The following is a 17,321-nucleotide window of genomic DNA, read 5'->3' as shown; positions in this document are numbered from 1 at the left end:
GCCCATCACGAGGTCTCTCGGTCAGAAGCTGCGCTTTGTCGCACGGACTGGAGATGGGCCCCTGCCTTCGCAGGGGCACACGCATGTCAGAACGCCGGATCGTTCGCGGGATCGTCGCCCAGCGGCGTTACTTCGGTGTGAATGCCGCATTCGGTCTTGTCCCAGCCGCGCCAGCGGCCCGAGCGCGGGTCTTCGCCCGGCTTGACCTTCGACGTGCACGGCGAGCATCCGATCGAGGGATAGCCTTCGGCCTCGAGTGGGTGGCGCGGCAGGTCGTGCGCCTCGAAATAGGCGTCGAGCTGTTCGCGCGTCCAGTTGGCGAGCGGGTTGAATTTCAGGCGGCCGGTTGAACCGTCGAGTTCGAAGCGCGCGAGCCCCTGCCGCGTCGACGACTGGAAACCCTTGCGGCCGGTGATCGAAGTGTCGAAATCGGTCAGCGCCTTTTCGAGCGGCTTGACCTTGCGGATTTCGCAGCAGCCGTCGGGGTCGTACGACCAGCGCAGCTCGGTCGCGTCCTTCGCGGCGAGGTCTTCGGCGTCGGGCGTCAGGTTGACGATATTGAGCCCGAGCTTCGCGGCGAGTTCGTCGCGGTAGGCGAGCGTTTCGGGGAAATGCTTGCCGGTGTCGAGGAACAGCACGGGCATGTCGGGCGCGGCGCGCGTCACCAGATGCAGCAGCACCGCGCTTTCGGCGCCGAAGCTCGAGACGATTCCGGTTTCGCCGAGCAGCCCCGCGCCGATCACGCTCGCGACGACTTCGGCGGCGTCCTGCCCGCGGAAGAGATTGTTGAGGCGGATGACGTCGGCCTGCGTAAAGCGCGGCGCCACGTCGATCCGGTCGCGGGTGCGGTCTTCGCTGCCTTTGCGCGGAGAGGTCTTCACGTCAGCCATGCCTCAGCTTCCAGATCGGCACCGCGCCGTCGGCGGCGCCCTGATAATGTTCGGGCCAGCGCGCCAGCGCCGCCTCGACATCGGCCGAATTGAGTTCCTTTTCGGGCGCGAAAGTATCGAAGCCGCAGCGCTTCATATAGGCGATCTGGTCGACGAGGACGTCGCCCTGCGCGCGCAGTTCGCCGGCGTAGCCCGCTTCGCGGAGGATGCGCGCCGACGAATAGCCGCGGCCGTCGCGGAACTTGGGGAAGGCGACCTCGATCAGCGCGAGCCGGTCGAGATGCGGGATCAGCGCGCGCGCGTCCTCATCGGGCTCGAGCCGCACCGCGGTCGCGTTCGACTGCGACAGGAAGGCGTCGAGGGTGACCGCGGGTTCTTCGCCGTCGGAATGGATATGCTCAACCATAGATCGCCTCCTTGAAGGGGGCCATGCCGACGCGGCGGAAGGTGTCGACGAAACGCTCGCCCTCGGTGCGTTCGGCGAGATATTTGTCGGTGACGCGCTCGATCGCATCGACGACGCCGTCCTCGTCGAAGCCGGGGCCGGTGATCGTGCCGAGGCTGACGTCCTCCGCGCCCGATCCGCCGAGCGACAGCTGGTAGTTTTCGGTGCCTTTGCGGTCGACGCCGAGGATGCCGATGTGGCCGGCGTGGTGATGCCCGCACGCATTGATGCAGCCCGAAATCTTGAGCTTGAGTTCGCCCAGTTCCTTCTGGCGGCCGAGGTCCGAAAAGCGCGTCGCGATCTTCTGCGCGACGGGGATCGAGCGCGCGTTGGCGAGGCTGCAATAATCGAGCCCGGGGCAGGCGATGATGTCGCTGATCAGGTCGAGGTTCGGTGTTGCGAGCCCCGCGGCGTCGAGCGCCTGCCAGACGGCGTAGAGGTCGGCCTTGCAGACGTGCGGCAGTACGATGTTCTGCGCGTGCGTGACGCGGAGTTCATCATGGCTGTATTTCTCGGCAAGGTCGGCCATCAGGTCGATCTGCGCCGATGACGCATCGCCGGGGATGCCGCCGATGGGCTTCAGGCTGATGTTGACGATCGCATGGCCCGAAACCTTGTGCGCGGCGACATTCTGGTCGACCCAGACGGCGAAATCGGGATCGCTGCGGTCGATCGCGTCGGGCGCCGCGGCGTCGAGCGGCGGCGGCGCGAATTGCGCGGCGATGCGGTCGAATTCGGCCTTTGGCGGGTCGATGCCGAGCGACTTTACATGCTTGAACTCTTCCTCGACCTGGCGGCGATATTCGTCGGCACCGAGCTCGTGGATCAGGATCTTGATCCGCGCCTTGTAGATATTGTCGCGGCGGCCGTAGCGGTTGTAGACGCGCAGGCACGCCTCGGCATAGCTCAGCATGTCGTCGAGCGGCACGAAATCCTTGATCAGCGGCGCGATCATCGGGGTGCGGCCCATGCCGCCGCCGACGTAGAAGGCGGCGCCGTGCTGCCCGTCCTTCTCGACGATCTGGATGCCGATGTCGTGAAGCCGCATCGCGGCGCGATCTTCGTCGGCCGCGATCACGGCGATTTTAAACTTGCGCGGCAAATAGCTGAATTCTGGGTGGAAACTCGACCACTGACGAAGGAGTTCGGCCCACGGACGCGGATCGGTGATTTCGTCGGCGGCGGCGCCGGCCCACTGGTCCGAGCTGATGTTGCGGATGCAATTGCCGCTCGTCTGGATCGCGTGCATTTCGACCGATGCGAGGTCTTCGAGGATCGCGGGTGCGTCCTCGAGCTTGATCCAGTTATACTGGATGTTCTGGCGCGTAGTGAAATGGCCATAATCGCGGTCGTACTTGCGCGCGATGTGCGCGAGCATGCGCATCTGGCGGCTGTCGAGCGTGCCATAGGGCACCGCGACGCGCAGCATATAGGCGTGAAGCTGGAGATAGAGGCCGTTCATCAGCCGCAGCGGCTTGAACTGATCCTCGGTGATTTCGCCCGCAAGGCGGCGGCGGACCTGGTCGCTGAATTCGGCGACGCGCGCATCGACCATCGCATGGTCATATTCGTCATATTTATACATGTCAGATCACCCAGTCGCCGGCCGCGGGATCGGCGGGTTTTAACGTCAGGTCGGGGCGCACGGTCGGCCCCAATGCACGGATACGGTCCTTGATGTGCGCGGGGCGCGGGCCGTCGGCGGTTTGCTCGCCGTTGATGATATAGGGGGCGTTGACGCGGCGCGCGCCTTCTTCGGCGGCAAGGATCGCCTCGCCCGCCTCGCCGACGTCGGCGGCGTCCTCGATATGCAGCGACCAGTCGGCGCCGGTCCACCAGGTGACAAATCCTGTTTTCAGGTCATTGCCCGTGAGCAGCTTCATGTGAAATCCCTTATTTGAGCGGCAACGCCCGGCGCGCCGAGGCAGTCGAGCGCGTCGGCGCGCGCCGCGACCTTGCCGACGATAATCAGCGCGGGGCTTTTAACTTTCTCGCGTACGACAAGGTCGCCGAGATCGGTGAGCAGCGAGCGGAGCACCCGCGCATCGGCGGTGGTGCCGCGTTCGATCACCGCGACGGGGAGGCCCGGCGAAACGCCGTCGGCGATCAGCTTGTCGGCAATGGCAGACGCGGTCGCGAGGCCCATGTAGATGACGAGTGTGCGGCCATGCCCCGCGAGCCCCGACCAGTCCTGGTCGGTCAGATCCTTGCACTGGCCGGCGACGAAGCTGACCGCGCTCGCATCCTCGCGGTGGGTGAGGGGGAGGCCCGCCTGCGCGGCGCAGCCCGCGGCGGCGGTGATGCCGGGGACGGTTTCGACCTCGACGCCCGCTTCGCGCGCGGCGTCGAGTTCCTCGCCGCCGCGGCCGAAAATGAACGGGTCGCCGCCCTTGAGGCGCACGACCTGCTTGCCCGCGAGCGTTTCGCGGACGAGCAGTTCGTTGATCAGCTCCTGCTTCATCGTGTGACGGCTGCGCTGCTTGGCAACGCTGATCCGCTCCACATGCGGCGGGATCAGCGCGAGCACGCCTTCGCCGACCAGCCCGTCATGGACGACAAGGTCGGCACTTTCGAGCAACCGCGCGGCGCGCAGCGTCAGCAGGTCGGGATCGCCGGGACCGGCGCCGACGAGCCAGAGCTTGCCTGCAGGAGGGAGAGTCTTTTCCATGCACCGTAGATGGTCGTCCGGCTCCCGCATGGCAAAGCAGGCTTTTTTGACACCGGTGAAGGTAAAATTGGGGTGGCCTAAAGGTAGTTCTTGGTCACCAGTTGCGAGCCTTCGGGATCGCGTAGTCCGACGCCGATCGACGCGCGCATCGCATCGCTCTCCGCCGACGCTACGGGATAGGCGCAATAGTCGGCGGCGTAGAAGGCGCTGGGCCGATGGTTGCCCGACAGGCCGATGCCGCCAAAGGGTGCGGCGGACGACGCGCCATTGGTCGGGCGGTTCCAGTTGATCACGCCCGCGCGCGCATTGGCCCAGAACTGGTCGTAAAGCTGCGGCGTGCCGCCGATCAGCGATGCCGAGAGGCCGAAGGCGGTGTTGTTCGCCTCGGCGATCGCGGCCTCGAAGCTGTCGACGCGGACCACTTGGAGCAGCGGGCCGAACAGTTCGATATCGGGGCGTTCGGGCATCGCGGTGACGTCGATGATGCCGGGGGTCAGGAAGGGGCGGCCGGCGACGGGGCGAGTCATGTGGCGGATCACCTTGCCGCCGTTCGACATCAGGATCAGGAAGCTCTCGGTCAGGCCGTCGGCGGCTTCGTTATCGATCACCGGGCCCATATAGGGCGCGGGCTCGGCGTGCGGATGGTCGACGATCAAGCGGTTCGCGAGGCCGCAAACCTCCTCGATCAGCTTGTCGGCAAGGCTGTCGCGCACGATCAGGCGGCGCGCATTGCTGCACCGCTGCCCCGCGCTGAGGAAGGCCGACTGGACGACGATGATCGCCGCGGTGCGGAGGTCGGCGGTGTCCCACACGACGATCGGGTTGTTGCCGCCCATTTCGAGCGCGAGCATCTTGCCGGGCTGGCCCGCGAACTGGCGGTTGAGCGCGAGGCCGGTGCGCGCCGAGCCGGTGAAGAGCAATCCGTCGATGCCCTCGTGCCCCGCGAGCGCCTTGCCCGTTTCGGGGCCGCCGACGATCAGGCGCAGCACCTCTTGCGGCACGCCCGCGCTGTGGAACAGCTCGACGAGCTTCGCGCCGACCGCCGGGGTCTTTTCCGACGGTTTGAACAGCACCGAATTGCCGGCGATCAGCGCGGGGACGATATGCCCGTTCGGAAGATGCGCAGGAAAATTATAGGGGCCGAGCACCGCGACCGCGCCGTGCGGCTTGTGCCGCACCGCGTTGCGCAGTCCCATCGCGCCCTCGATGCGGCGGTTGGGGGTGCGCTCGGCATAGGCTTTGACCGAAATATCGACCTTGTTACAGACCGATTCGACCTCGGTGCGCGCTTCCCAGAGTGGCTTTCCGGTTTCGCGCGCGATCAGGTCGGCGAACGCCTCGCCCTCGGCCTTCACGCGGTCGACGAAACGGCGTAGCGTTTCGGTGCGGAAGGACACGGGTTTCGCGGCCCATTCGGGCCAGGCGCGGCGCGCGATCGCGACCTCGTCGTCGATATTGCTGACCGGACCGCGCCAAAGTTCTTCGCCGGTTGCGGGTTCGAAGGAAAGCAGGGTCTCGCTCATGGTCGCTCGGCTCTTATCGGCGAAAGCGGATGGCGGCAACCTGTGGCGGGAACAGGTCCTGACCCTAAGCGACGGATTGCTTGCACCGCGCGGCGTGGTTGGCGATAGACGCTGAGATGAGTCCCGCTTGCCGGGGCGAGCCAACGCCGAACAAGGGGACGTGCCATATTGGCCCAGCAGGATGCAAAGCAGGATGGGCACCGCGACTGGTCGGACCACTATTGGTGGTCGTCCGACGGCGTCCGGCTGCACGCGCGCGTTTATGCCGGGCCGGAGGGAAGCGAAAGCGCGCCGCCGCTGCTGTGCATGCCGGGCCTTGCGCGCAACGCCCGCGATTTCGAGGATCTCGCGCCGCATCTCGCGCAATATCGCAAGGTCATCGTGATCGAATTCCGCGGGCGCGGCGAAAGCGCCTTTGCCAAGGATCCGATGACTTACGTGCCGCTGACCTATGTGCAGGACGTCGTCGCGATGCTGGACGAGCTGGGCATCGAACGCTTTGCGGCGATCGGCACCTCGCTCGGCGGGCTGGTCGCGATGCTGCTGGCGGCGGCGCTGCCCGGGCGGCTGGTCGGCGCGGTGCTGAACGACGTCGGCCCCGAACTCCAGACCGCCGGGCTGGAACGGATTCGCGATTATATCGGTGCGGGCGGCAGCCAGCCGACGTGGATGCATGCGGCGCGCGCGTTCGCCGAACTCAATGGCGCGGTCTATCCGGGGTATGAAATTCACGACTGGCTGCGGCTGACCAAGCGGACGCACCGGCTGACCGCCGAAGGCCGCATCGTCACCGATTATGACAAGCAGATCGCGGCGCCGCTGCGCGTCCCCGGCGGCGGCGATGCCGCGATGGACCTGTGGCCGATTTACCGCGCGCTGGGCGACGTTCCGCTGCTGATCCTGCGCGGCGAACTGTCGGACATTCTCGCGCGGTCGGCGGGCGAGAAGATGGTCGCCGAACTTCCGCGCGCGCGACTGGTCGAGGTGCCCGGGGTCGGGCACGCGCCGACGATGGACGAGCCCGCGGCGCGGGCCGCGATTGATGCCTGGGCGGCGGAATTGCCCGCCGCGTGACCGGCAACCGCCCCGTTCGTCTGCTCCATCTCCATTCGAGCTTCTCGCTCGGCGGCAAGGAGGCGCGCGCCGTCCGGCTGATGAATTTGATGGGCGCACGCGCACGCCATACCATCCTGTCGGCGGTGCCTGAGGCTTTGGGCGCGCGCGAGGCGATCGATCCGAAGGTCGACGTCGATTTTCCGACCGATGCGCCGCCGTTGCACGGCAAGCCCGGACCGGCGCGCTACCGCGACCTTGCGCGCTATATGCAGCAATTCGACCTGATCCTCAGCTATAATTGGGGGTCGATGGACGGGGTGATGGCGCATCGCATCATGGCGCCTTTTCGCGACCTGCCGCCGCTGATCCATCACGAGGACGGCTTTAACGAGGATGAGAGCGTCCGGCGCAACTGGAAGCGGAGCGGCTTTCGCCGCCTCGCGCTGCCGACCGCCGAGGCGCTGGTTGTGCCCTCGGCGCTGCTCGAGCGGATCGCCGCGGACGAATGGGGCGCACGGCGGCGCACGGTGCTGATCCGCAACGGGATCGACGTCGCGGCCTATGCCGCCGGGCCGTCGGTCGCGATCCCGGGGCTGGAACCCCGCGAGGGCGAGGTGGTGATCGGCACCGTCGCCGGGCTGCGCAAGGTCAAGGATCTGCCGCGGCTCGTCCGCGCGGTTGCGGCGCTGCCTGCGCATGTCCGGCTGGTCATCGTCGGCGAGGGGCCCGAACGCGCGGCGATTGCGGCCGAAGCGGCGACTTGCGGGATGGGCGAGCGGCTGGTGATGCCGGGCTTCATGGCTCGGCCCGCACGCTGGATCGGCCAATTCGACCTGCTCGCGCTGTCGTCGCAAAGCGAACAGGCGCCGATCGCGGTGATCGAGGCGATGGCGGCGGGGCTGCCGGTGGTCAGCCCCCAGGTCGGCGATGTTGCGGCGATGGTGGCTGCGGAAAATTGCCGTTTCATTGCGGCGGACGAAGCCGGGTTCCGCGCGGCGCTGGCCGAATTCGCGCGCGACGCAACGCTGCGTGCGCAGGTTGGCGCGGCGAACCGGCGCATCGCTGCCGAGCAGTTCGACGAAACAACCATGGTCGCCGCCTATGAAAATCTCTATGGTCGGGCGCTTGCAGGGCGCCGCCTTTTCTCCGGGGACTAGGCGGCCCGCCCATTGACTTTCACGGCCGTGTTCCGCTTACGGAAACGGCCAAGGGGGCCGGTACGCGGGACGCGACCGGTGGAGAGAAAGAGATTTAGAATGTTCAAAGGTTTGAAGCCCATCCTTTACGGCGGACGCGAAGTCTGGCCGCTGGTCGAGGGTGGAAAGGGTGTTTCGGCGACCAACCATATGTCGAGCGGCGCATGGGCCGCGGCCGGCGGGATCGGCACCGTGTCGGCGGTCAACGCCGACAGCTATGACGCCGAAGGCAAGATCATTCCGCAGGTCTATCACGCGCTGACGCGTAAGGAACGCCACGAAGAGCTGATCCAATATGGCATCGACGGCGCGGTCGCGCAGGTCGAGCGCGCCTATGAGGTGTCGGGCGGCAAGGGCGCGATCAACATCAACGTGCTCTGGGAAATGGGCGGCGCGCAGCAGATTCTCGAGGGCGTGCTCGCGCGGACCAAGGGGATGGTCGCCGGGGTCACGTGCGGCGCGGGCATGCCGTACAAGCTCAGCGAAATCGCCGAGCGGCACAATGTGATGTACCTCCCGATCATCAGCTCGGCGCGCGCTTTCCGCGCGCTCTGGAAACGCGCCTATCACAAGGTCCCGCATCTTCTGGGCGCGGTGGTTTACGAAGATCCGTGGCTCGCGGGCGGTCATAACGGCCTGTCGAATGCCGAAGACCCGCTGGTCCCGCAGGATCCCTATCCGCGCGTCGCCGCGGTGCGCGAGACGATGCGCGCCGAAGGAATCGCCGACAGCGTGCCGATCGTGATGGCAGGCGGCGTCTGGTATTTGCGCGATTGGGAGAACTGGATCGACAATCCCGAACTCGGCCAGATCGTCTTCCAATACGGCACGCGGCCGCTGCTCACCGAGGAAAGCCCGATTCCGCAGGCGTGGAAAGACCGCCTCCGCACGCTCGACGACGGCGACGTGCTGCTTCATCGCTTCTCGCCGACGGGTTTCTACTCCAGCGCGGTGCGCACGCCCTTCCTGCGCGATCTCGAAGCGCGCTCGGAGCGCCAGATTCCTTATTCGAAGCAGGAAGCCGGCGATCATATCGTCCAGCTCGACGTCGGGGTGAAGGGCAAGAATTTCTGGGTCACGCCGCACGATCGGGCAAGGGCACGCGATTGGGCGGCCGAAGGCTATACCGAGGCTCTGAAGACCCCCGACAACACGGTCGTGTTCGTGACCGAAGCCGACAAGGCGGTGATCCGCAAGGACCAGACCGATTGCATGGGCTGCCTGTCACACTGCGGCTTTTCGTCGTGGAAGGACCATGACGACTACACGACGGGCTACCTCGCCGATCCGCGCAGCTTCTGTATCCAGAAGACGCTGCAGGACATCGCGCACGGCGGCGATCCCGAACAAAATCTGATGTTTGCGGGCCACGCCGCATTCAATTTCAAGACCGATCCCTTTTATTCGAACAACTTCACCCCGACGGTGAAGCAGCTCGTCGACCGGATTTTGACGGGGGATTGATAAGGCCTGCGCCGCCTCCGCGAGAATGGATGGACATGGTTGCATGACGCACATCTGGCGAATGGCGGCGGTAGCCGCGGCGCTGACTCTCGGGACCCTCGGCGCGGAGGGCGCGCTTGCCGAGACCCCCGCCGAGCGTGCCTGGCGCAACTATGAACTGCTCCGCAGCGGCGCCAAGGCGTTCCACGACCTCAGCGATGCCGAGCGGCGCGAACTGGCCGCTCTCGAGCAATTGATGCGCGACGGCAATAGCGTGGACCGGCGAACGCCGCGGTAACGCTGCATCGATGAAGAGGTCGCGCGCGAAGGGAAGAAGCCGAGCGAACTCGCGATGCGGGTGATCGACCTCAAGTGCAGCCAACGCTGACTCCCCGATGCCGAAGCGATCGGCAACGCGTTTCTGCATCGGAGCGCTGTCGTCAGGCCCACCCCTCCAGCACCTGATCGGGCGGGCGGTGGCCGTCGCACCAGGCGCGGATGTTGGCGATGACCTTTTCGCCCGAGGCTTCGCGGCCTTCGATTGTCGCCGAGCCGAGGTGCGGGAGCAGCACCACATTCTGGAGCGCGAGCAGCGCGGGGTCGACCGCGGGCTCGTGGGTGTAGACGTCGAGCCCGGCACCCGCGATGCGGCCGGTCTGGAGCGCCGCGACCAGCGCCTTTTCGTCGACGATCTCGCCGCGCGCGGTATTGATCAGATACGCGGTCGGCTTCATCGCGCCGATCCGCGCGGCGTTCACCATCTCGTGCGTTTCGGCGGTGTGCGGGCAGTGGATCGTCACCACGTCGCTGATCCGCAGCAGCGTGTCGACGCTGGCGTGATAGCTCGCGCCGAGTTCCTCCTCGATCGCCTCGGGCAGGCGGCGGCGGTTGTGATAATGGATCGACAGGCCGAACGCACGCGCGCGGCGCGCGACCGCAAGGCCGATGCGCCCCATGCCGATGATGCCGAGCAATTTGCCGCCGACGCGGTGGCCGAGCATCGCGCTCGGCGCCCAGCCCGCCCATTGGCCCGACCGCATCAGTTTCTCACCCTCGGCGAGCCGGCGCGGGACGCTGAGGATCAGCGCCATCGTCATGTCGGCGGTGTCCTCGGTAAACACGCCCGGCGTGTTCGATACCATGATGCCCTTGGCGCGCGCCGCGGCGAGGTCGATATGGTCGACCCCGGCGCCGAAATTCGCGATCAGTTTAAGCCGGTCGCCCGCGGCGTTGATGATATCGGCGTCGATCTCGTCGGTCACCGTCGGCACGAACACGTCGCAGTCTGCAACCGCCGCCTTCAATTCGTCGCGGGTAAAAGCCTCGTCGCGCGCCGACAGCGACACGTCGAACAATTCGGCCATGCGGCCTTCGACATGCGGCATCAACTGGCGGGTAACGATGACGCGCGGGCGTTTCGGACGGGATGAATCGGGCATGGCCGCCGATAGAGCGCGCCGATGCTTGGGGGTCAAGGGGGAGCGGCGCGGATAACTGTGGACGGTGGACCGTTTGCGACGCGCGACCGGTTGATAATGGCCGCCGATTTTGACAAGGGTCGGTTATGACCAGCCGTAAATTTGCAATGATATTGCTCAGCCTTGCCATAGTGGGTCCGGCGGCGGCGCAATCCGACCCTGTCCCGCTACCCTATTGGGCGTCGATCAGCGTCGACGAGGCGCGCATGCGCAAGGGGCCGTCGCCCGATGTCCCGGTGATCTGGGAGTATCGGCGCAAGGATCTGCCGGTCAAAGTCGTCGCGCGCTTCGAAACCTGGCGCAAGATCGAGGATCCCGACGGAACGCAGGGCTGGATGGCGGCCCGTTTGCTCAGCCGCACGCGCACCGCGATCGTCACCGGCGAAATCCGCCCGCTTCGCGAAGACTCCAGCGTTTCGGCCGCGGTCGCCTATCGCGCCGAGCCCGGCGTCGTCGGCCGGATCACCGATTGCAAGGACGGCTGGTGCCTGTTCGACGTCAAGGGCCGTAAGGGCTGGATCCAGACCGACCATATCTGGGGCGACTGATCGCCACAGAAAAAGGGCCGGACGGTTTCCCGCCCGGCCCGTTCATTCGTTAAAGCTTAGCGCCGCCAGTTGAAGTGGTTGCGGTACACCTTCACCACCCGGCCGTTGCGCTCGTTGACGAGCAGCAGGTCGTTATAGTGACGCACATAAGTCAGGTTGCGACCCGCGCGCGGCACGCCCCAGCGGTTGTCCCAGCTCGGGCGATAGGCCGGAGCGTAATAGTTGGGGCGCAGGGTCGAACCGATACGGAACTGCTGATAGCGGAACGGCGCGCGATAGTTCGAATAGCGGCGATCCTGGCGCCAGTCGCGATGGTCTTCGCGCAGTTCCTGGCGCGCGTCACGATATTCGCGGCGTTCCTCGCGCACATCGTCGCGGTCGCCGTAACGCTGAGCGTGACGCAACTCGCGCTGCTCTTCGCGGACGTCGCGGCGATCTTCTCGGATCTCGCGGGTCTGCGCCTGCGCCATCGCGGGAACCATCATCGCGGCGATCAGGCCGGCGGTGAGAAATTTGCTCTTCATTGTGCCATTCCTTTTCAGTCGGTCAGGGGGAGGGGATCTGCCCGATGACAAACATGGAATAGGCGAGCGCATTTGAACGGAGCCGGAATGCGCCGTTTATTTTCAGGACATTAGTGTCGCAAATTGTCGCGGCTAATACGACGAAACGGCGCCGTCTTGCGACGGCGCTGTGGAACTTTCGCGATGGGCGCAAAAGCCCTCCCTCTTGATGGGGGAGGGTTGGGTGGGGGTGACGCCTCGTGCGTCGGCCAGCGCCGCACCATCACCCCTGCCGCTGGGACTAAGCGGCTCGCCGATGGCGACCCGCCCAGTCTCGCTGCCTCCCGCATCAAGAGGGAGGGGGAAGAATGTCAGACCAGCTCGACCGCTACCGCGGTCGCTTCGCCGCCGCCGATGCACAGGCTGGCGATGCCGCGCGTCTTGCCGTGGCGCTGGAGCGCGGCGATCAGCGTCGTGATGATGCGCGTGCCGCTGGCGCCGATGGGGTGACCAAGCGCGGTCGCGCCGCCGTGGACGTTGATCTTCTCGTGCGGGATGCCGAGGTCGTGCATCGCGAACATCGCGACGCAGGCAAAGGCTTCGTTGACTTCGAACAGGTCGACGTCGCCGATCGACCAGCCGGTCTTGGCGAGCAGCTTGTTGATCGCGCCGACGGGGGCGACGGTGAAATCCTTCGGCTCCTGCGCGTGCGCAGCGTGCGCGACGAGCCGGGCGACGGGCTTGGCGCCCTTGGCGTCGGCGACCGACTGGCGGGTGAGGACAACCGCGGCGGCGCCGTCCGAAATCGACGAGCTGGTCGCAGCGGTGATCGTGCCGTCCTTGGCAAAGGCGGGCTTCAGCGTCGGGATCTTGTCGGGCATCGCCTTGCCGGGCGCTTCGTCGGTGTCGACGACGACGTCGCCCTTGCGGCCGGCGATGGTGACCGGCGCGATTTCACTGGCGAAGGCACCGCCCGCGATCGCGCTCTTGGCGCGGCTCAGCGATTCGAGCGTGTAATCGTCCTGCGCCTGGCGCGAGAGCTGGTACGCATCGGCGGTGTCCTGAGCAAAGGTGCCCATCGCGCGGCCGGCTTCATAGGCGTCCTCGAGCCCGTCGAGGAACATATGGTCATAGGCGGTGTCGTGACCGATGCGCGCGCCCGAACGATGCTTCTTGAGCAGATAGGGGGCGTTGGTCATCGATTCCATGCCGCCCGCGACGATCAGGTCGACGCTGCCCGCGGCGAGCGCTTCGGCGCCCATGATCACGGTCTGCATGCCCGAACCGCACACTTTGTTCACGGTCGTGGCCTGCACCGACTTGGGCAGGCCCGCCTTGATCGCGGCCTGGCGCGCCGGCGCCTGGCCGAGCCCGGCGGGAAGCACGCAGCCCATGTAGATGCGTTCGATATCGTCGCCCGACACGCCAGCGCGCTCGACCGCTGCCTTCACCGCGGTCGCGCCGAGATCGGTCGCGCTCGCGTCCGACAGGCTGCCCTGCATGCTGCCCATCGGGGTGCGGGCGTAGGAGAGGAAAACGACGGGATCGGTGGCGGTCATGGCGAAAGACTCCGTAGGGGAAAGATACGTCGGCGGCCCGATTAGCGACTTTGCTGCACTTGCGAAAGGGGGCAGCATCGGCATCGCCATTTGGTGGCGATCAAAAAATTTCGCCACCGGTCGATCATTCGGACGGAAGCAGCACCTTGTAGAGCGTAGGCTGGCCGGGTGTGCGCTGCTCGACCTTGAGCACCGCCTGGCTGTCCTTGGCAACCCAGAATCGGCCGGTTGCGCCGCGACCATAGTCGAGCGTCACGACCCAGCACTCAACCTGACGCCCCCCGAATGCGACCGGTTCGGAGCCGGTGACGCTGACGCCATAAGCTTGCGGCGCCCCGCCGCCGGGGTGATAGAAGGGGATGCGCGCCGCATAGCCTTCGCGCCAGGGCAGCGTGGTCATCATCTCGATGTCGGTCTCGAAGTTGAACGTCCCTGTCGGCGTGGCGACGTCGAGCGCGGCAAGGCGGTTGTCGGTGACGGCCGCGTCCCCGCGCACATGCCCGGGCGTGAACAACACGCCGGCAACGGCGGTCGTGGTGGCGTCGATGAACCGGGTCCGATGCGAGAGCGGACGGAAGGTTTCATTCTCGAACCAGCTATCGAGCCGCCGTTCGGATTGGCCGATACCCTCCCAGATCTGCGTGATGTGGAGCCGCCGCTCGCCGGTCACCGGGTCGGGATCGAACGCGATCGTCCGGCTCCAGAGGTCGACGATCGTCCGCCGGTCACCGCGCACGGCGTAGCGAAGATAGCGCGAGGTTCCCGGGCGCAGCCGATCGAAGCGGGGCAGGGGCTGGCCTACCGCGAGCAATTCGTCCGATGCCGTTGCGGTCGGATTCTGGGCCAGGACGATCGGGACGGGAGCCAGCCCTATCAGAAAAAGGCCGAGCAGGACGACGGAAGTTCGCATGACATTGCCCCTATGACGGATCGCGCGACGCTAGGGCGGGATCGCGTCCGGGCAATTTCCCCTCGACGAAACACATGTCTGCTTCGGTCAACGTCGCCAGCGCCCGCGGAATTGCGGTGACGGTTTGCTTTGCTCCAATTTGCCGCTGCCTGAAAAACCGCTGTCCTACAAAAGTCCGCCACATTAGCCTCCTCCGCATGTCCCGAAAAGGAGCTTTGCCAGGCCGCGATTCCAGTGTGAAGTTGCGCAGTTTTCCGCCACTTCGCCAAATCGAAACTGGCGCTCGCAGCGGGTTTCAACTTGCAACCTGCCCTTTGCCATGGTGAAACGGGCGAAAGGGTAGTGGGAGAAAGATAATGGCGACGGTCGCAAGCGAAATTGACGGTGAAACCCAGCGTATGCACAAGGTGCTCGCAGCGCAAAAGGCGAGCTTTACCGCGGCGATGCCCGAAAGCCTGAGCGTCCGCGCCGACCGCATCGACCGCGCGATCGCGCTGCTCGTCGACAATAAGGAAGAATTCGCGAAGGCGGTGAGCGAGGATTTCGGTCATCGCAGCCGCGAACAGACACTGATGACCGACATCATGCCCTCGGTCAGCGCCTTGAAGCATGCGAAAAAGCATATGGCGAGCTGGTCGAAGGGTGAGAAGCGCAAGCCGACTTTCCCGCTCGGCATGCTCGGCGCGAAGGCCGAGGTCGTCTATCAGCCGAAGGGCGTCGTCGGCATCGTCGCGCCGTGGAATTTCCCCGTCGGCATGGTCTTTGTGCCGATGGCGGGGGTGCTCGCGGCGGGCAACCGCGCGATGATCAAGCCGTCGGAGTTCACCGAGAATGTCTCGGCGCTGATGGCGCGGCTGGTCCCCGACTATTTCGACGCGAGCGAAATGGCGGTGTTCACGGGCGATTCCGATGTTGGCGTCGCTTTCTCGAAGCTCGCCTTCGACCATATGATCTTCACCGGCGCGACGAGTGTCGGGCGCCACATCATGCGCGCCGCCGCCGATAATCTGGTGCCCGTGACGCTCGAACTGGGCGGCAAGTCGCCGACCTTCATCGGGCGCAGCGCGAACAAGGATCTTGTGGGCCAGCGCGTCGCGCTCGGCAAGATGATGAACGCGGGGCAGATCTGCCTCGCACCCGACTATCTGCTCGTCGCCGAGGATCAGGAAGGCGCGGTGATCGACAGCGTCACCAAGGGCGCGACCGCGCTCTATCCGACCTTGCTCGCCAACGACGACTACACGTCGGTCGTCAACACGCGCAATTACGACCGCCTGCAATCCTACCTCGCCGACGCGCGCGAGAAGGGCGCCGAGGTGATCGAGGTCAATCCGGGCGGAGAGGATTTCGCGAGTTCGAACGGCCACAAGATGCCGCTCCACATCGTGCGCAACCCGACCGACGACATGAAGGTGATGCAGGAGGAAATCTTCGGCCCGATCCTGCCGGTGAAGACCTACAAGCATATCGACGACGCGATCGACTATGTGAACGCGAACGACCGCCCGCTCGGCCTCTATTATTTCGGACAGGACAAGAGCGAGGAGGACCGCGTGCTGACGCGGACGATCTCGGGCGGGGTGACGGTCAACGACGTCCTGTTCCACAATGCGATGGAGGATCTGCCGTTCGGCGGGGTCGGACCGTCGGGGATGGGCAATTATCACGGCATCGACGGTTTCCGCACCTTCAGCCACGCGCGCGCCGTCTATCGCCAGCCGAAGCTCGACGTCGCGGGGCTCGCGGGCTTCAAGCCGCCCTATGGCAAGGCGACCGCGAAGACGCTCGCGAAAGAGCTCAAGAAATAGCTTGGCAAAATGCGGCGCTTCGCCTTAGGGAAGCGCCGCGCTTCGCGCCCACGGGCCCCTGTGGTGAAATTGGTAGACGCGCCGCACTCAAAATGCGGTTCCGCAAGGAGTGCTGGTTCGAGTCCGGCCAGGGGCACCAATAACGCTTGATTTCGATGAAGCGTGACATCGAGCCGGCGAGTGCGGCCGGCTCCGCAAGGTGGATCCGCTAATAGCGCGAAGTGGAAACCGGTTGCGGGCGGCGAGGATGCCGACAGCATCAGCCTGGTCGTCGGGGTGAATCCGTGGTTCTAGCCTCGCCCGGCGCGGGCCGATTGGGCTAGAGAATTAGAAATAGAAGAGAAATAGCTTCGATCCGGGGCGATTTGATATTGTCTCGCCCGGAAATTATGCCCATCAATACATTATGACCTCGCCGGTTTCACATGTGAAAATACCGGGGTTTCAACAGTTTTGAGGGGGCGCATGCGAAAAGCTGGAACGCATTGGCTGCTCGTTACGGCCCTTGCCGGCGGGCTGGCTGCCTGCGCCCCGACGTCCACGCGAGCCCCTCCGCAGCCCGCCATCGCCTTGCCCGACCATTGGTCCGGCGACGCGCAGGCGCTTCCGGCGGATGCCGTGCGATACTGGACCCGGCTGAATGACCCGCTGGTCGACCGCCATGTCGAACGCGCGCTGGCGAATAACCGCGACCTGGCACAGGCGGCCGCACGCGTGGCGCAGGCACGCGCGGGCGTTCGCGCCGCGCGCGCCGGCTTCCTGCCGCAGATCGATGCCTCGGGCGGTGTCCGGCGCAACGTCGGCGATCTTGCCGACGATCGGCTGCAATTCTCGCTCGGCGCCGATGCGCAGTGGGAAATCGACCTGTTCGGCCGGATCGGCAACAATGTCGCGGCGTCGCGCGCCGACCTCGCGGCGGCGGGCTATGGCCTTGCCGACCTGCGGCGGCTGATCGCGGGACAAGTGGCGCAGGTGACGGTTTCGGCGCGCGCCTTGGCCGTGCAACGTGCGATCGCGCGCGAAACGCTGACGATCCAGGACGAAAATCTGCAGATCGCCCGCTGGCGGCTGCAGGCCGGTCTCGTGTCGAGCCTCGACGTCGAGCAGGCGGCCGCGCAGCGTGCGCAGACCGCGGCCAGCATTCCCGCACTCGAACGCGATTTCGCACAGGCGGCGAACACCATTTCGACCTTGATCGGCGAACCGCCCGGCGCGGTGCGCGCGGCGCTGGACGCCGACGCCCGCGCGATCCCCGTTCGCCCGAGGCGGCGGGGCTAGACACGCCCGCGGCGAT

General features: G+C 65.9%; 17 protein-coding genes and 1 tRNA gene. 8 read left to right on the top strand and 10 right to left on the bottom strand.

Annotated elements, in window-relative coordinates; genetic code table 11:
• Window positions 1-86: 86 nt before the first annotated feature.
• The 6 genes from J2X38_RS12240 to astD form a co-directional block, all read right to left on the bottom strand.
• On the bottom strand, window positions 87-890 hold the full coding sequence (locus tag J2X38_RS12240) for a phosphoadenylyl-sulfate reductase (RefSeq protein WP_058536313.1): 804 nt from the start codon (window positions 888-890) through the stop codon (window positions 87-89).
• Window positions 883-1,296: a DUF934 domain-containing protein gene (locus tag J2X38_RS12235; RefSeq protein ID WP_310254417.1), complete on the bottom strand. Its 414-nt coding sequence runs from the start codon at window positions 1,294-1,296 to the stop codon at window positions 883-885. Before J2X38_RS12235 ends, J2X38_RS12240 begins: the two co-directional genes overlap by 8 nt.
• Window positions 1,289-2,920 (bottom strand): nitrite/sulfite reductase, encoded by a 1,632-nt coding sequence (locus tag J2X38_RS12230; protein WP_310254415.1) that lies wholly within the window; start codon window positions 2,918-2,920, stop codon window positions 1,289-1,291. Before J2X38_RS12230 ends, J2X38_RS12235 begins: the two co-directional genes overlap by 8 nt.
• 1 nt (window position 2,921) lies before the next feature.
• A complete protein-coding gene (locus J2X38_RS12225) occupies window positions 2,922-3,218 on the bottom strand; it encodes a DUF2849 domain-containing protein (protein ID WP_058536316.1) in 297 nt (98 codons plus the stop codon).
• Window positions 3,215-4,003, bottom strand: a complete 789-nt coding sequence (cobA, locus tag J2X38_RS12220; RefSeq protein WP_310254413.1) for a uroporphyrinogen-III C-methyltransferase — start codon at window positions 4,001-4,003, stop codon at window positions 3,215-3,217. Before cobA ends, J2X38_RS12225 begins: the two co-directional genes overlap by 4 nt.
• A 77-nt stretch (window positions 4,004-4,080) precedes the next feature.
• A complete protein-coding gene (astD, locus tag J2X38_RS12215) occupies window positions 4,081-5,526 on the bottom strand; it encodes a succinylglutamate-semialdehyde dehydrogenase (protein ID WP_058536318.1) in 1,446 nt (481 codons plus the stop codon).
• 168 nt (window positions 5,527-5,694) lie between these two features.
• Here astD and J2X38_RS12210 point away from each other — a divergent pair, with 168 nt between their 5' ends.
• The 4 genes from J2X38_RS12210 to J2X38_RS12195 all read left to right on the top strand — a co-directional run bounded on the left by J2X38_RS12210 (window position 5,695) and on the right by J2X38_RS12195 (window position 9,519).
• Window positions 5,695-6,600, top strand: a complete 906-nt coding sequence (locus J2X38_RS12210) for an alpha/beta hydrolase (protein WP_310254411.1) — start codon at window positions 5,695-5,697, stop codon at window positions 6,598-6,600.
• Window positions 6,597-7,739: a glycosyltransferase family 4 protein gene (locus J2X38_RS12205; RefSeq protein ID WP_310254409.1), complete on the top strand. Its 1,143-nt coding sequence runs from the start codon at window positions 6,597-6,599 to the stop codon at window positions 7,737-7,739. The genes J2X38_RS12210 and J2X38_RS12205 overlap by 4 nt, the downstream gene beginning before the upstream one ends.
• Before the next feature lie 99 nt (window positions 7,740-7,838).
• Entirely contained in the window at window positions 7,839-9,242 is a 1,404-nt protein-coding gene (locus tag J2X38_RS12200) for a nitronate monooxygenase family protein (RefSeq protein ID WP_056369543.1), read from the top strand.
• 43 nt (window positions 9,243-9,285) lie between these two features.
• The gene (locus J2X38_RS12195; protein WP_310254403.1) at window positions 9,286-9,519 is read left to right on the top strand and encodes a hypothetical protein; all 234 of its coding nucleotides are present in this window, start codon (window positions 9,286-9,288) and stop codon (window positions 9,517-9,519) included.
• Between the two features lie 142 nt (window positions 9,520-9,661).
• Here J2X38_RS12195 and J2X38_RS12190 read toward each other — a convergent pair whose 3' ends face one another.
• Entirely contained in the window at window positions 9,662-10,660 is a 999-nt protein-coding gene (locus J2X38_RS12190; protein WP_058536323.1) for a D-glycerate dehydrogenase, read from the bottom strand.
• Between the two features lie 125 nt (window positions 10,661-10,785).
• On the opposite strand from J2X38_RS12190, the gene J2X38_RS12185 reads away from it, so the two are divergent.
• Window positions 10,786-11,247: an SH3 domain-containing protein gene (locus tag J2X38_RS12185; RefSeq protein ID WP_310254399.1), complete on the top strand. Its 462-nt coding sequence runs from the start codon at window positions 10,786-10,788 to the stop codon at window positions 11,245-11,247.
• Window positions 11,248-11,303: 56 nt separating this feature from the next.
• Here the strand turns inward: J2X38_RS12185 and J2X38_RS12180 are convergent, their stop codons facing one another.
• The 3 genes from J2X38_RS12180 to J2X38_RS12170 form a co-directional block, all read right to left on the bottom strand.
• Window positions 11,304-11,771: a DUF1090 family protein gene (locus tag J2X38_RS12180; protein ID WP_058536325.1), complete on the bottom strand. Its 468-nt coding sequence runs from the start codon at window positions 11,769-11,771 to the stop codon at window positions 11,304-11,306.
• 350 nt (window positions 11,772-12,121) lie between these two features.
• Entirely contained in the window at window positions 12,122-13,309 is a 1,188-nt protein-coding gene (locus J2X38_RS12175; RefSeq protein WP_310254396.1) for an acetyl-CoA C-acyltransferase, read from the bottom strand.
• Window positions 13,310-13,433: 124 nt separating this feature from the next.
• A complete protein-coding gene (locus tag J2X38_RS12170) occupies window positions 13,434-14,219 on the bottom strand; it encodes a hypothetical protein (protein WP_310254394.1) in 786 nt (261 codons plus the stop codon).
• A gap of 356 nt (window positions 14,220-14,575) precedes the next feature.
• Between J2X38_RS12170 and J2X38_RS12165 the strand changes: the two genes are divergently transcribed.
• The 3 genes from J2X38_RS12165 to J2X38_RS12155 all read left to right on the top strand — a co-directional run bounded on the left by J2X38_RS12165 (window position 14,576) and on the right by J2X38_RS12155 (window position 17,305).
• Window positions 14,576-16,027: a coniferyl aldehyde dehydrogenase gene (locus J2X38_RS12165; RefSeq protein ID WP_310254392.1), complete on the top strand. Its 1,452-nt coding sequence runs from the start codon at window positions 14,576-14,578 to the stop codon at window positions 16,025-16,027.
• Between the two features lie 54 nt (window positions 16,028-16,081).
• Window positions 16,082-16,166 (top strand) — tRNA-Leu (locus tag J2X38_RS12160).
• A gap of 326 nt (window positions 16,167-16,492) precedes the next feature.
• A complete protein-coding gene (locus J2X38_RS12155; protein WP_310254390.1) occupies window positions 16,493-17,305 on the top strand; it encodes a TolC family protein in 813 nt (270 codons plus the stop codon).
• Window positions 17,306-17,321 lie beyond the last annotated feature (16 nt).

This window comes from Sphingopyxis sp. BE235, from assembly GCF_031457175.1.
In the GTDB taxonomy this organism is placed as follows: Bacteria; Pseudomonadota; Alphaproteobacteria; order Sphingomonadales; family Sphingomonadaceae; genus Sphingopyxis.
Note: the sequence above shows the minus strand (reverse complement) of the source record. Positions and strands in the feature narration are given on the sequence as shown.

Coding starts and splice junctions, on each gene's coding strand:
- J2X38_RS12240 (WP_058536313.1), bottom strand. CDS start 890: ATGGCTGACGTGAAGACCTCTCCGCGCAAAGGCAGCGAAGACCGCACC.
- J2X38_RS12235 (WP_310254417.1), bottom strand. CDS start 1,296: ATGGTTGAGCATATCCATTCCGACGGCGAAGAACCCGCGGTCACCCTC.
- J2X38_RS12230 (WP_310254415.1), bottom strand. CDS start 2,920: ATGTATAAATATGACGAATATGACCATGCGATGGTCGATGCGCGCGTC.
- J2X38_RS12225 (WP_058536316.1), bottom strand. CDS start 3,218: ATGAAGCTGCTCACGGGCAATGACCTGAAAACAGGATTTGTCACCTGG.
- cobA (WP_310254413.1), bottom strand. CDS start 4,003: ATGGAAAAGACTCTCCCTCCTGCAGGCAAGCTCTGGCTCGTCGGCGCC.
- astD (WP_058536318.1), bottom strand. CDS start 5,526: ATGAGCGAGACCCTGCTTTCCTTCGAACCCGCAACCGGCGAAGAACTT.
- J2X38_RS12200 (WP_056369543.1), top strand. CDS start 7,839: ATGTTCAAAGGTTTGAAGCCCATCCTTTACGGCGGACGCGAAGTCTGG.
- J2X38_RS12195 (WP_310254403.1), top strand. CDS start 9,286: ATGACGCACATCTGGCGAATGGCGGCGGTAGCCGCGGCGCTGACTCTC.
- J2X38_RS12190 (WP_058536323.1), bottom strand. CDS start 10,660: ATGCCCGATTCATCCCGTCCGAAACGCCCGCGCGTCATCGTTACCCGC.
- J2X38_RS12185 (WP_310254399.1), top strand. CDS start 10,786: ATGACCAGCCGTAAATTTGCAATGATATTGCTCAGCCTTGCCATAGTG.
- J2X38_RS12180 (WP_058536325.1), bottom strand. CDS start 11,771: ATGAAGAGCAAATTTCTCACCGCCGGCCTGATCGCCGCGATGATGGTT.
- J2X38_RS12175 (WP_310254396.1), bottom strand. CDS start 13,309: ATGACCGCCACCGATCCCGTCGTTTTCCTCTCCTACGCCCGCACCCCG.
- J2X38_RS12170 (WP_310254394.1), bottom strand. CDS start 14,219: ATGCGAACTTCCGTCGTCCTGCTCGGCCTTTTTCTGATAGGGCTGGCT.
- J2X38_RS12165 (WP_310254392.1), top strand. CDS start 14,576: ATGGCGACGGTCGCAAGCGAAATTGACGGTGAAACCCAGCGTATGCAC.
- J2X38_RS12155 (WP_310254390.1), top strand. CDS start 16,493: ATGCGAAAAGCTGGAACGCATTGGCTGCTCGTTACGGCCCTTGCCGGC.